Origin of the sequence: Psychromonas sp. CD1, assembly GCF_002239585.1 — a bacterium.
Classification (GTDB): domain Bacteria; phylum Pseudomonadota; class Gammaproteobacteria; order Enterobacterales; family Psychromonadaceae; genus Psychromonas.
Genome location: NZ_NDFH01000003.1, coordinates 1036053 through 1049878 on the forward strand (window position 1 = coordinate 1036053; position 13826 = coordinate 1049878).

Annotated in this window: 11 protein-coding genes; 2 read left to right on the forward strand and 9 right to left on the reverse strand. The window is 36.0% G+C overall.

Annotated elements, in window-relative coordinates:
* Positions 1–39: 39 nt before the first annotated feature.
* Genes B8W84_RS06295 through fliF form a run of 7 tightly spaced genes read right to left on the reverse strand, consistent with a single transcriptional unit; the run spans position 40 to position 8230 of the window.
* Positions 40–2139, reverse strand: a complete 2100-nt coding sequence (locus B8W84_RS06295; RefSeq protein WP_094752424.1) for a chemotaxis protein CheA — start codon at positions 2137–2139, stop codon at positions 40–42.
* A gap of 11 nt (positions 2140–2150) precedes the next feature.
* Entirely contained in the window at positions 2151–2897 is a 747-nt protein-coding gene (locus B8W84_RS06300; protein ID WP_094752425.1) for a protein phosphatase CheZ, read from the reverse strand.
* A complete protein-coding gene (gene fliJ / locus B8W84_RS06305) occupies positions 2882–3298 on the reverse strand; it encodes a flagellar export protein FliJ (protein WP_094752426.1) in 417 nt (138 codons plus the stop codon). The genes B8W84_RS06300 and fliJ overlap by 16 nt, the downstream gene beginning before the upstream one ends.
* A gap of 17 nt (positions 3299–3315) precedes the next feature.
* A complete protein-coding gene (gene fliI / locus B8W84_RS06310) occupies positions 3316–4647 on the reverse strand; it encodes a flagellar protein export ATPase FliI (protein ID WP_094752427.1) in 1332 nt (443 codons plus the stop codon).
* Positions 4640–5587: a flagellar assembly protein FliH gene (fliH, locus tag B8W84_RS06315; RefSeq protein WP_094752428.1), complete on the reverse strand. Its 948-nt coding sequence runs from the start codon at positions 5585–5587 to the stop codon at positions 4640–4642. The genes fliI and fliH overlap by 8 nt, the downstream gene beginning before the upstream one ends.
* A 20-nt stretch (positions 5588–5607) precedes the next feature.
* Positions 5608–6654 (reverse strand): flagellar motor switch protein FliG, encoded by a 1047-nt coding sequence (gene fliG / locus B8W84_RS06320; RefSeq protein WP_094752429.1) that lies wholly within the window; start codon positions 6652–6654, stop codon positions 5608–5610.
* Positions 6647–8230: a flagellar basal-body MS-ring/collar protein FliF gene (gene fliF / locus B8W84_RS06325; protein ID WP_094752754.1), complete on the reverse strand. Its 1584-nt coding sequence runs from the start codon at positions 8228–8230 to the stop codon at positions 6647–6649. Before fliF ends, fliG begins: the two co-directional genes overlap by 8 nt.
* A 77-nt stretch (positions 8231–8307) precedes the next feature.
* On the opposite strand from fliF, the gene B8W84_RS06330 reads away from it, so the two are divergent.
* Positions 8308–10023 (forward strand): methyl-accepting chemotaxis protein, encoded by a 1716-nt coding sequence (locus B8W84_RS06330; RefSeq protein WP_094752430.1) that lies wholly within the window; start codon positions 8308–8310, stop codon positions 10021–10023.
* 149 nt (positions 10024–10172) lie between these two features.
* Here B8W84_RS06330 and B8W84_RS06335 read toward each other — a convergent pair whose 3' ends face one another.
* Positions 10173–11129 carry a KpsF/GutQ family sugar-phosphate isomerase gene (locus B8W84_RS06335; protein ID WP_094752431.1) on the reverse strand — a complete coding sequence of 319 codons (957 nt, stop codon included), beginning with the start codon at positions 11127–11129 and terminating at the stop codon, positions 10173–10175.
* A gap of 305 nt (positions 11130–11434) precedes the next feature.
* Between B8W84_RS06335 and B8W84_RS06340 the strand changes: the two genes are divergently transcribed.
* Positions 11435–12352, forward strand: a complete 918-nt coding sequence (locus tag B8W84_RS06340; protein WP_094752432.1) for a helix-turn-helix domain-containing protein — start codon at positions 11435–11437, stop codon at positions 12350–12352.
* Between the two features lie 263 nt (positions 12353–12615).
* Here B8W84_RS06340 and B8W84_RS06345 read toward each other — a convergent pair whose 3' ends face one another.
* On the reverse strand, positions 12616–13539 hold the full coding sequence (locus tag B8W84_RS06345) for a DMT family transporter (protein ID WP_094752433.1): 924 nt from the start codon (positions 13537–13539) through the stop codon (positions 12616–12618).
* Between the last annotated feature and the right edge of the window lie 287 nt (positions 13540–13826).

The following is a 13826-nucleotide window of genomic DNA, read 5'->3' on the forward strand; positions in this document are numbered from 1 at the left end:
AAAATTATTTTTTACTTGAATCGATACAACATCTATACTTTATGTATAATGTTTTAATAAACTTTGCAGGTCTAAAATCAGTGCAATGCCACCATCACTGGTTATCGTCGCACCTGCCATTCCAGGCGTACCAGAAAGTAACTTATCTAATGCTTTAATAACCACTTCTTCTTGGCCTAATAAAGCATCAACAACCAAAGCTACTTGTTGCACTCCTAACTGAACAATGACAACATGTCCTACACCTTTTCCTTTTTCAACCGGTGGTTGCTGTGGTGCTAACCAATCACTTAAATAGAAGAGAGGAATAGCTTTCCCTCTAATAACAATGCTTCGTTTCCCATTAATTAAATTAGTTTTTTCTAAATCCAGATGAAATATTTCATTCACATTTGTAAGTGGTAAAGCAAATGTTTGCTTCGCAACTACAATCATTAATGTGGGTAATATCGCGAGTGTCAAAGGTACTTTTATTTCTAAACGTGTGCCTTTTCCCATTGTTGAATCGATTGAAATCGTACCATTTAACTTCGTTATCCCTGTTTTAACTACATCCATACCAACACCACGACCCGATATATCTGATATTTCAACTTTTGTAGAAAACCCTGGTGCAAATATTAATGAAAATGCATCTTTATCTGACATCCTATCTGCACTATCTTGATCCAAAATACCCTTTTTGATAGCGATACTTTTGAGAAGATTAGCATCCATTCCCGCACCATCATCCTCGATAACAAGTAATATATGATCCCCCTCTTGTGATGCAGAAAGTAAAACATGGCCTTGTTTATCTTTACCTGACTGTACGCGAACATCGGGCATCTCGATACCGTGATCTACTGCGTTGCGCACTAAATGCACGAGAGGATCAGCAAGTGCTTCCACTAATTTTTTATCTAAGTCTGTTTCTTCACCAATTAATTCTAAGCGAATATCCTTGCCTAACGTTCGCGCAAGATCGCGTACGACGCGCGGAAATTTACCAAAGACTTTTTTAATCGGTTGCATACGGGTTTTCATCACAGAACCTTGTAAGTCTCCTGTCACAATATCTAAATTGGCAACAGCTCGTGAGATCTCTTCATTATCCGCTGTTGTCTCAAGACTTACTAAGCGGTTGCGTACTAATACCAATTCACCGACCATATTCATGATCTCATCAAGAATTGCAGTATCAACACGTACAGTTGGCTCAACTTTTATCTTAGCTACCTTTTTAGGCTGAGCGATTCTTTTTTCTTCATTAATAATGGGTTGTAACGTCTCTTTTATCGATGATTTTTTCCCAACAACAGGCTCGTTTACCTGCACTGTGTTTTGTTCTCTTTTACCGATACCGTGTAATTCATCTAGCAACGATTCAAATTCATCATCTGAAATTTCATCACTGCTTGCACTAACCTCATTGGATGTGGATTTTGAAACAGCATGTGATCCACTGCCATGAAGTTCATCTAAAAGCGACTCAAATTCATCATCCGAAATTTCATCGCTATCAATAACAGGTTTTGTTATTGCATTTTGTAATGATTTACCTACGCCATGTAACTCATCTAACAGTGCTTCAAAATCATCTTCAGAAATTTCTACATTTTCAGACTTTACTTCCGAAGCCTTTATGTTAGATCCAGACTCTACATGTAATTCATCTAATAACGCATTGTATTCATTTTCAGTAATATCATTAATACTTGTAGCTTTTGCAACAACAGTAACCTCTGGTGTAACACTTTGATCTTCCGATGCAGGCTTACTTAATTGGCTTAACTGTTGCACTAATTCAGGAGGGGCGGGGTTAGCAATACTGCCAGTTTGTAACGCGTTAAATTGCTCATTAATGACATCTAATGCTGCCAATATAATATCCATTAAAGGTGCATCAACATTTCTCTGTTTTTGTCGTAAACAATCAAATACATTTTCTGCTCCGTGACATGTTTCGACTAATTCATTAAGAGATAAAAAACCCGCGCCACCCTTTACCGTATGAAAACCACGGAAAATCGCATTTAATAATTCAGTATCATCAGGATTATTTTCTAGTTCCACCAACTGCTCAGATAACAGTTCTAAAATTTCTCCAGCTTCTACTAAAAAGTCCTGAAGGATTTCTTCATCTACTTCAAATGTCATTTTTTGTTTCCTTAAAAGCCTAAACTAGAAAGTAAATCATCAACCTCATCTTGCCCATTAACAACATCGTCTCTAGAGGTGGTGTCCATAATCGGACCTTCGGCTATTATATTTATTTTAGCCGTTTGTTCTTTTATAACTGGTTTACCCGACATAGAGCAAACTTTTAATATTTTTACTAATTTCAACTCTATCTCTTGTACTAGAGAAATAACTCGACCTATAATTTGTCCTGTTAAATCTTGAAAACCCTGTGCCATTAATATGTCAGTCAATGATACTTTTAAACTTAAGCCACCTTTTTCTGCTTCTTTGAAAAAATCATCGATTTGTGCGCATAATTGTTTAAATTCACCGAGTGCTAATTGTCGACTCATTAATGCTTGCCAATGGGGGGATATACTCTCTATGTTAGAGATTAATTTATCAGCAATAGGAATGCATAGATCAACAGCATCCATCGTTTTATTCGCGGCATCTCCCGTCATCTCTATGACATAATTTAAACGATCTTTTGCATCTGGAAGCTCTTTTCCTGCAAGGTCAATTAAACGAGTATCATTTTGGAAGGTCAACAATGCATCATGTAACTCTCGCGTTAATTCACCCACTTTTTCAAAAACAACATCGGTATCAAAACTTACATTTAGGGCTGATTTAAAGATGTCGTTTGCACTTGCAATCTCCCCATCTTCGAGATGAGCCACTAATGTTTTAGCTTGATCTAATGATATAAGTGCTATTAATTCTTTTCCCATGTGTTTACTTTCTGTTCTTTTATATTTTCTATTTTTTCTTCTTTAAGCGCTTTTTTATGCAATAACATCGCAATGGCTTTGCTATTTATTTGGCATTCTAACCATGATTTTTTATATGCATGCACATCATATTCCAATTTTACTAGCATTTGCTGTTGTTTTGATAAACCCAAATCTATTTGCACGATAAATTGTTGGTATTTTCTTAATTCGGATACAGATAATCCCAAAGCCCCTTTTACACTTAACTGCTCAGTATATTGTCTACGATATTGTTGTAGATTTTGTAATTGCTGGCGCTGTTCAAACAAAATGTTCTGTGCCTTTTTATAAGCTTGTAATGCACTCGTCACTTGTTTTTGTTTTTGCTCATAAACAAGTTTTAATACGTTTTTAGCCATATTCATCTCTTATTTTACTAACTATTAACAAATTCTTGCGTTAATGTCGCAAGTTGCGTTAAACAATCATTATAATTAATGCACTCTTTCATTCCTTGTTGCAAGAAATGATCCAATTTAGGCCGTATAATAATCGCTTTATCAATACGAGGATCACTCCCTCTTACATATGCACCAATGGTGATAAGCTCTTTATTTTCTTGATATAAATTATATGCTTGCTTTAAAACACGAGCGAGAGTTTGATGCTCATCTGACGTTACCATTGGCATAACACGGCTAATTGATTTACTCACATCAATCGCAGGAAAGTGTCCTGCATCCGCAAGTTCTCGAGATAATACAATATGTCCATCTAAAATTGCCCGAGAAGCATCTGCGATGGGATCTTGTAAATCATCGCCTTCAGTTAATACCGTAAAAAAAGCACTGATTGAGCCTTGATTTTCATTTCCATTACCAGCACGTTCAACTAATGCAGGTAATTTTGCAAAAACAGAGGGTGGGTAACCTTTTGTCGCAGGAGGCTCTCCGATAGCTAATGCAATTTCACGTTGTGCTTGTGCAAAACGTGTTAATGAATCTATCAACAATAAAACATTTAAACCTTGATCTCGAAAATATTCAGCAATGGTTAATGATGTTTCACAAGCTTTGAGACGCATTAATGGCGAAACATCCGCAGGTGCTGCTATCACTACTGCACGTTTACGTCCCTCTTCCCCTAAAATATCCTCAATAAATTCTTTAACTTCTCGTCCACGTTCACCGATTAACCCCACCACTACAACATCGGCATTTGTTCCCCTAGTCATCATTCCCAACAAAACACTTTTACCAACTCCGGAGCCTGCAAATAACCCCATACGTTGGCCTTGCCCTACCGTGAGTAAAGCATTAATTGCTTTAATTCCGACATCAAGGGGCTCTTTTATTTTTTTTCTACTCAAGGGGTTAATACACTGCGGGCTATAATAACTAGTTTCAGCTGTAAGAACGTCCCCTTTTCCATCCAGCGGACGACCCATTCCATCGAGAACTCTGCCTAATAACTCCATACCAACAGGGATACCCTGCTGATGCATTTGAGGAATAACTTTGGCACCAGGAAGTACCCCAGTCAAACGCTCACTAGGCATTAAAAATAAACGTTCTCCAGAAAAACCCACAACCTCAGCATCTATAAAACCATCTTGGCTTTCAACTTTACATAGACTCCCCACCGCGGCAATACAGCCAATTGCCTCAAGTGTCAAACCCACCACACGGACAAGTTTCCCTGAAACGATTGGTTTAATCACTGAATCACTTGTTTTATATTGTGCAAAGCGTAGGCCTAATTTATTCATGATCTAGATTTCCTAATAACTCCTTAGTCCCATCACTCTCTGTCGATGATATATCCGTATCGAGATCAGAATTTTCGTTATCACTTAACTCTGTTTCTATCTCTTCTTGTGTAGGCATTGGTGTATTATTTAAAAGGCTTGAATCGTCATTTTTTTTAGGCATATGCTGATAATTTTTCTGTAAGAACTGTTTTAAAACCTGATCCACTCGCGTATTGAAGGCATAATCGATGCTCGAAGTTTCACTCTGTATTTGGCAGTCTCCCCTTAATAATGCAGGATCCGCATAAAGGTCCCAACCACGATCTGAACAGACCTCCGCAGAATATACTTGTTGTACAAACAGTAAATCTTCGGGATGTAATAATATTTTTAATGTTTGCCCACTAATTGGTAACGCTTCAATTGCTTGCTTTAACGCTTGTAGTATAATTTTAGGATCCGTTTTTAATTCGACACGACACATCTGCTCTGCGAGATGTTGAGCTAATGTCACTAATTGATACTCTACATTTTCATCGAGTAATTGTAACGGGTTATGTAACCGAGTTAGCAATGTATCCCATTGTTTTACTTTAATTTTAACTTGTTCTTCACCCTGCGTTAAACCTTGCTCTAGCCCTTGTTCTAAACCTTCCTTTTGACCCTCTTCTAAACCTTGCTTTTTGCCCTCTTCTAAGCCTTTCTCCATGCCAGCTTCTCGGCCCTCTTTGAAACCATCTTCATAAGCAGATTGACGAATTTCTTCAATATCATCGAGTGTTAAAGGTTGAGGTTGTATCTCCAAATCTTCCTGATCAACTTCAGTAGTGTTTTGTCTACCTTGATACCAAGCCGCAGGTTTCCCAAATAAAGTGTTTTTTGATTTTTCTATATTTTTATCATCGTTATCTAGATCCGGTAAGGACCATTGTAAATACTCATCGTTATTCTCCGACATGTCTGTCTACCTTTTGTCGATTATAAAAATTCATCTCCACCCGAACCACCAAGCATTATCTCGCCCGCATCGGATAATCGCCGTGCAATAGCGAGTATCTCTTTCTGAGCGCTTTCTACTTCACTAATACGTACAGGCCCCATCGCTTCTAAATCATCTTCAAGCATTTCAGCTGCGCGTTTAGACATGTTTTTCAATATTTTCTCTTTTAGCTGATCATCCGCACCTTTTAATGCCATTTGCAATTGATCACTAGGTATTTCACGTAACAACGTTTGTGTTCCACGATCATCCAAGTCGACCAAATTATCAAATACAAACATAAGATCTTGAATTTGTTGACTCATATCCTCGTTTGTTTCACGTAACAAGTCCATAAGAGGACCTTCTACTGCCGTATCTAAATAGTTCATAATATCCGCGGCCGCTTTCATTCCGCCCATTTTAGCCGATTGCGCGCCCGCTTGACCTGCGAACTGTTTCTCCATAATTTCATTTAGCTCATCTAACGCTGCTGGTTGAACTTCTTCCAAATCAGCAATACGCATCATAAGATCTAAACGATTTTTTTCAGGAAATTGAGCAATTATCTTAGCGGATTGATCCGGGTCTAAATAGGATAATACAATGGTTTGAATCTGCGGATGCTCATTCTGAATAATAGAGGCAACTTGACGTGCATCCATCCATTTCAATGAGTCTAACCCTTTAGAGCCACTGCCTAAAATAATTTGATCCACCAAATTACCCGCTTTATCCTCACCTAATGCTGCAATTAAAGATGCGCGAACAAAGTCTTCACTGTCTAAACCGATATTACTGTGTTTTTGAATATCTTTAATAAAGGCTCGATGCACACTTGCAACACGTACTTGCAACGAATTATCTAAAGCTGCCATTTCCATGCCTAATTTTTGTACTTGTTTTGGCTCTAAATTTCTAAAAATTTGCGCGGCGTCTTCTGGTGTCAAGCTCAGCATTAATAATGCAGATTTAATAACACCGGTTAATGTAGAAACATCAAAGTCATCATTCACGTCTTCGCTTTTATCATCATTATTACTCATCAGAAGCTAACCACTCTTTAATTACTTGTGCCGATAGGCCAGGTTCATTCGCCACGAGGGCGCGCACCGCTTTTAATAAATCTTCATCTTTGTGTAAATTTGGTAATTTAATGTGTCCACCACCAATATCAAATTCAATGCTCACATCATCATCTTCGGTTAATAATTGTAAATTATCATTTCCAAGATCGCCAATTGCTCCACCTAAATCATACTCTTCTTCATTTTCTAAAGACTCTGGATAAAGTAATTTTTTCATAATAGGTCTTACAATTAGTAGCAATGTTAATAATATAACTAATATGCTACCACCAAAACGTATATAGCCTTGGAACACTTCTGTTTTCCAAAACTCAATTTCTGGTTCAAAATCTAAATCAACTTTATTAAAACGTAACGAAGCTATTTCAAGAAGATCTCCACGAGTTTTGTTCAGACCTAAGCCACCCGCTAATAAGCGCCTAATATTATCAACTTCTTCCACAGGCCGCGGAACATAAGTTACTTCACCCGCTTCATTAGTTTTAGCTATATAATCAAGTGCAACAGAAACGGTGAGCCGATCAATCGTACCCACTTTATGTTTAATGTGTACGACCGTTGTATCTACTTCATAATTACGTGTTTCTTCATTATGTGAATTGCCCGTGATAGCTTTATTTGCGCCATTATCTTTACGGAACTCTTCTGGAATAGATGATGCAACTGGAGGTTGATTTGTTAATGCTCCTGGGATATTGCCAATAGTAGAATTGGTTGACTTTGTTTCTATCAGCATTTCACTTCGAATAGATTTTTTACTAGGATTATATATTTTTTGAGTTTCTTCTTTTATGGTGAAATCCATCGCTAAATCAACTTCAGCGGTGTAATTTGCCAACCCTAAAATAGGGATTAATATCGCATCTATTTTAGATTTATATTCATCTTCCCGAGTTTGCTCTAACGCAAATTCGGCACTACTTCGCGCAGACAAACTATTTTTACTGCCAGAATGTAGCAAACGTCCTCGTTGATCACTAACCGTCACATTATTCGGTGATAAACCTTGTACTGATGAGGCAACAATATCCACAATAGAGTCTATTTCTTGTGCAGATAATACATAATATTTTGAAGTGGTAATAACGACTGTTGCACTCGCTTTACGTTCCCTACGGGCAAACACACTTTGTTTAGGGATAGCTAATAAAACTTGTGCCTTTGTAATGTTCTTCATCGACATAATAGCAACGGCTATCTGACGCTCACGACTAAGTTTAAGACGCTCTCTTTCCACGCGTTGACTGACGCCAAAGCCCATATCCTGTAATAATATATCATCACCATTATCATTATTATTATCTTGTGCTAGACCTGCACGTGTCATTAATAATTTTATTTTTTGATACTGATCCGCTTCAACCAGTACTGAGTTACCTTCCAACTGATAGGTGATTTTTTCTTTATCTAAAAAATCTAGCGTGCTGATTAATTCCTCAGTTTGATAATTACCAAGAGGTCGATAATCTGCCTGTTTACCCCAAGACCAGAGAATAACAACAATGGCAAGCACGATTAAAAGGCCAATGATCATACTAATTTGACGTAATACATCCACATTTGAAAAAAAAGTAGCAAGAGGTCAAATGCCCCCATAGAAAAGGAAATAGAATGCAAAACAATCAGCCTATTAATAATAATGAAAAGCATTTTAAACCCGGTAGCACGTTAGTCTCCATTACGGATATAAATGGTGTTATCGAGTACATTAATACTGATTTTATAGAAATGTCAGGCTTTAGTCGAAGTGAATTGATTGGCCAGAACCATAATATTGTTCGCCATCCAGATATGCCTGAAGCTGCTTTTTCCGATTTGTGGGGAACTATAAAAAAGAATGAAGAATGGCGAGGTCTCGTAAAAAACCGATGTAAAGATGGTAGCTTTTATTGGGTTGATGCATATGTTATCCCTGTCTATAAGAATGGACTAAAAGCAGGTTATCAATCGATACGTAGCATCCCAACTAAAGAACAAGTTCAAGAAGCTGAAAAATTCTATCGGCATTTAAACAGTAATAAAAATTTAACCATCAAACATAAAATAAAATGGGGAGATATTAATATATCGTATAAGATTAACACTCTAATTGGACTAATTTTGATTGGTATAGTACTTTTAGCTACCTTATATAGTGTGGCCATACATCAAAGTGGTAGTGTGTTATACGAACAATTATCCACATTAAATGCGATTCCAAGTTTAAGTGCGGAACAACAAAGCTTGCAACAATATATCGATACACTCCAAAACCAATATTTTATTGGCTACGTGATTATTGGTGTATTATGCGCCCTTATCCTTCTTTTATGGTTAATCACCTTCCGCTCGGTGCTCAAGCCTATCACCTTAATCCGTCAACAACTGCGTTTAATTGCAGGGGGCGATTTAACCAACATTATCAATACAAATTGTAACGATGAAATAGGCAAAGTGACCATGGCCGTAAAATTATTACAAGCACGTTTACGTACCATTTTTGGTCAGTTTATCGAAACAACCGAAGAGCTCATTACATCGGCTGATAATGTATCCAATAGCAGCCAGAATATGAAAACAGGTCTGGAAAAACAAACTAATGAAACGCATTTAGTCGCAACCGCAATGTTGGAGATGCTAACATCTGTTGAAGAAGTATCCATCAATGCGAGAACGGCATCTCAAGAAACAAAAAAAGCAACGGAAGACTCACAAAATGGTGCCAACATTGTGAATGTGGCATATAACGCAATCAACAAACTTTCAGATGAAGTAAAACAAACATCCAATGTAATCAACCGATTGGCAGAAGAAAGCAATAAAATAAGCACAATAACAGACACGATTAGTAGTATTGCAGAACAAACTAATTTACTCGCACTCAATGCGGCAATTGAAGCAGCAAGAGCGGGTGAACAGGGTCGAGGGTTTGCAGTTGTCGCCGATGAAGTCCGCTCTTTAGCATCTAGAACACAAGATGCTACAAGTGAAATTCGCAATATGATAGAAAATCTACACTCAGGTATTAATAGTGCGGTCGATGCAATGGAACAAAATATTCAGCAAGTTGCAACCGTATTAAATGATGTTGAAAGCTCAAAGGAAAGCTTCCATCGAATTAGCCTCGCCATCAATGAAATTAATACGATGAATTCACAAATTGCTACGGCTGCAGAAGCACAGAAACAAGTATCAGAAGAGATAAATAAAAATGTTTTATCTATGAATGACCAGTCCAGTAATGCAGCATCTGAAGTAGTTAAAGTGCTACAAGATAACGCGCTAGGTCTAACGTCCATGGCCGTTAGTTTACAAGCTCAACTAAACACCATAGAGCTTAAACACTAAGATACAACATCTATAACTAGATAAGATAAAAACTTTATTTGTTAACCAGATCCTAAAATTTATGTTATTACCTCTCCAAGATATTATTAATGAGAGGTAATAACGATAATCAACATGTTTAGCAAAAGATGTTTTTAGCGCAGCTTATATTATTGGCCCCACTCAATAATACCTTCAATGTCATTTCCGTTATCACTCACTATCAACCATTTAATATGTTTTTCACGCATCAACTCTTCTGCTTCCGAAAGACGTGCATTAGGCGAAATAAAACAAGGATTTTTATTCATCAAATCACGAGCAATTGTCTCATTAACTTTTTTCCCAGAAATCATAAAACGACGCAAATCACCATCAGTGATAACGCCCTGAAGTATATTCCCCTGCATAACTAGAGCCAATCCAGTCCGTGTTTGTGTCATGACCAATAATATATCGGTCAATAATGTATCTGTTTTTACAAAAGGTAAATTGTCATGACGCATCTCATTACGCACGAAAGTAAGTAAACGCTTTCCTAAACTACCACCAGGATGAAAACGCGCAAAATCCATTGGTGTAAAATTCTTTTCTAACGTTAAAACAGAAGATAGCGCATCTCCAATCACTAAGGTTAAAGTAGTAGATGTCGTTGGTGCTAGATTTATTGGGCAAGTCTCTTTTTTTACATAAGCATCTAATACTACATCTGAATTTTTTGCCAGTGTGGAATCCTTTGCTCCGGTAATAGAAATTATCTTATTCCCAAAATATTGTAATGACGGAATTATTTTTAGCACCTCATCCGTTTCACCACTGTATGATATAAGTAATAATAAATCCTCTTTAGTGATCATTCCTAAATCACCATGAAACGCTTCACCAGGGTGCATAAAAAAAGAAGGTGTACCGACTGAAGCAAACGTAGCAGAGATCTTTTTTCCTATGTGCCCTGACTTACCCATACCACAAACAATAATGCGCCCTGTGCATCTTTTTATTAAATCAAGCGCGTATAAATACTCTTTCCCTAAAGATTTCCTATGCGACTCTAATGCCTCACTTTGTATTTTAAAAACATTACGTACTTCTTCTAATCGTTGCTCTTGTGATAATAAAACGGGCATATAAAGTATTCCTTAAAATCAATAAATACAATCTTACTATTTTTTCTCTATTTGAAAAGTAGTTATTATATAAAAGTATCGATAGACCAAATAATTTTATTTTACCTTCATCAGTCGCATATATTTATACTTAAAACAGCATATGTTTTCTTTCTTTTTAAAAAACAAAAATCAAAAATTAAAAACCAACTCTTTTTAAAACGCAGAAAACATCCATCTCCTTCTCATTTATCACATGAGTTTATTGTGTTCAGTACATAATAACCCTTTATATTTATATAATATTACCCAATGAGGAGGTGGGCATGCCAAATAAGAAACTATTAGCAAATAGTTATGATTTTTTAATGTTTGATCTACAACCGATAAAAGAAACACAATGCATGAATTATAATAGTGATTATATTTTAATTCGCCCCAAAAAATCCGGATGCATATTACATTTATCCAACACGCAACACGCGTTAAATAAAAATCAATTAATACTACTTTCACCCTTTACTCCTTTTCAATTTAGCTCGACAAAAAAACAAAGCAGTACAACTCAATATGGAGATATTTTATTTTTTAGATTAAAAGCACTAGGTCAAACTTTTATTGATAGCATTCAATTTCAACACGTCAAAAACATGCTTAAAAAATCACGTAATTCCTCATTATTTATCGGTGACTCTATTAATAACATTCAATCTGACATAGATACTATTGATAACTCGTTTGAATTTAAACACGTTATCACAGTGTTAAATGTTTTTGAAAAATTATCCAAAATATCTCCTAGCTGTTATTTATCGAACAATCAAACGCACCTTCAAGACACAAAAAAAGTAGAAGATAGAGTAGATTTTGTTAAAGAGTTTATTAATAATAATTTAACAGAATCTTTATCTGTGAGCACGGTGGCCAAGAAGTTATATATGGCAAATAGTACCTTTTCACGTTTCTTCCATGCAAATGTTGGCATTACCTTTCGCCAATACCTAATTACTAAGCGCGTGAAAAAAGCAACAAAATATCTAATCTGTACAGATTGGTCAATCTCTTATATTGGTGCAGAAGTTGGATTTTTATCTCTTTCCAATTTTAATTCTAAATTTAAAAGTCTATTGCATGTTACGCCTCGCGAGTACCGTCACACACACATTGATATGCGTATTGGCATCGAATGTCGAAAATCGATTAAAGGGCAATTACAAAAACAATTAAACGTTCCCAATTTATAGATTACTCATTTAACGCCTCCGACATTACATGAGTATTTTCACACTCGAACGTTATTTATTCCTGTTGACTACAACGATCTGTGCCAATTATAAATAATATTGATAACATTGATTTTATTAAATGATTCAACCTTTTTTGAACAAAGTCTCGGCATCTACCGATAGCATCGAAATATTAATATAACGATATAAAATGATTAACCTGAACTCGGTTAATCATTTCGATTAATCTAAGTACTATAGAGTTCAAAATAAACATCTGATTATGCGTATCGTAGCGCCATACGTTTTTTGCTAATAGTAATGACAATTTTACCCATGCCACCAACAATTACTAAAACACCACCTATACATTGTAACGTAGATAATGTTTCTGAATACATCAAAATACCAATACCAGCACCAACAACCGTTTCAAGATAAGAGATACAAGCAAGCTCCGCGGCTTTTAAGTGTTTTGCAGCAATCGTAAGTAAACTCAGCGCACAAAAACCAATAAAGAAGCCCATTGAAAGTAGCCAAACCCAAGAACTTACGTCCATTTTGGAAAAAGAGGGAGGGTTTACTATCAAACAAACGCCTATAGCTATAGCACCAAATAAAAAATTAAAGAAAGAGCGAGAGTCAGAACGAATATCCGTACGATAGCGACTAAAGAATAAATAGAGACCATAACCAACACCCGATAAGAGCCCTAACATATCACCTTTAAATGTTTCTTTAGAAAAAGAGAGAGATGCACTTAAACCATTAATTGCATCATATTTTATAATGCCGATAATCAGTAGACAGCCAATAAAAACCGCACCTAATAAGGCAGCAGTAACGGGCGATATTTTTTCTTTAAGAAAAATAGTTGCTAAAATAGTAGAAAAGACAGGTCCGGTATAAACTAAAAAAACAGCATTAGCAAGCGATGTATATTGTGTTGCAGATACATAAGCGGCGAGGCAGAGCCCTAAACAAACACCACTGGCTATCACTGATGGCGTTAATTTTGTTTTTTTTATTAACTTCATATTACCTTGATAACAAACCATACCTAATACACAGATTCCACCTACAAACATTCGCGTAAAAGCAATTACATCTCCACTGATATTTATATTTCTAGAAAAAATACCGACACATCCCATTAATATAGCGGAGGCAATCATAGTTAAATAACCTAATGTTTTCGTGCTCATGATTATTTCCTTTTTTGTCTTTGTTTACTGATCCACTCATTTTCCTCTACTACGTGTTACTAGTACCCTTATAGCTAAACGATAAAAAACACGATAATAAATTAACAATAAGACCAACATCTACTGTCTAATATTTTGTAAGTATTTTTATTTTCTTGTCTGCAATAAAATTTGGGTGATATATTTTTTGTTTTAATTAAAGAATGAATAATTATTTAATTAACATCAGCCTGAATGACTCATAATCTTAATTAAATAAGGCGATAAAAAACATTTTGATATACACA

Coding starts and splice junctions, on each gene's coding strand:
- fliH (WP_094752428.1), bottom strand. CDS start 5,587: ATGTCGGAGAATAACGATGAGTATTTACAATGGTCCTTACCGGATCTA.
- B8W84_RS06330 (WP_094752430.1), top strand. CDS start 8,308: ATGCAAAACAATCAGCCTATTAATAATAATGAAAAGCATTTTAAACCC.
- B8W84_RS06340 (WP_094752432.1), top strand. CDS start 11,435: ATGCCAAATAAGAAACTATTAGCAAATAGTTATGATTTTTTAATGTTT.
- fliF (WP_094752754.1), bottom strand. CDS start 8,230: ATGATCATTGGCCTTTTAATCGTGCTTGCCATTGTTGTTATTCTCTGG.
- fliI (WP_094752427.1), bottom strand. CDS start 4,647: ATGAATAAATTAGGCCTACGCTTTGCACAATATAAAACAAGTGATTCA.
- fliG (WP_094752429.1), bottom strand. CDS start 6,654: ATGAGTAATAATGATGATAAAAGCGAAGACGTGAATGATGACTTTGAT.
- B8W84_RS06335 (WP_094752431.1), bottom strand. CDS start 11,129: ATGCCCGTTTTATTATCACAAGAGCAACGATTAGAAGAAGTACGTAAT.
- B8W84_RS06300 (WP_094752425.1), bottom strand. CDS start 2,897: ATGGGAAAAGAATTAATAGCACTTATATCATTAGATCAAGCTAAAACA.
- fliJ (WP_094752426.1), bottom strand. CDS start 3,298: ATGGCTAAAAACGTATTAAAACTTGTTTATGAGCAAAAACAAAAACAA.
- B8W84_RS06295 (WP_094752424.1), bottom strand. CDS start 2,139: ATGACATTTGAAGTAGATGAAGAAATCCTTCAGGACTTTTTAGTAGAA.
- B8W84_RS06345 (WP_094752433.1), bottom strand. CDS start 13,539: ATGAGCACGAAAACATTAGGTTATTTAACTATGATTGCCTCCGCTATA.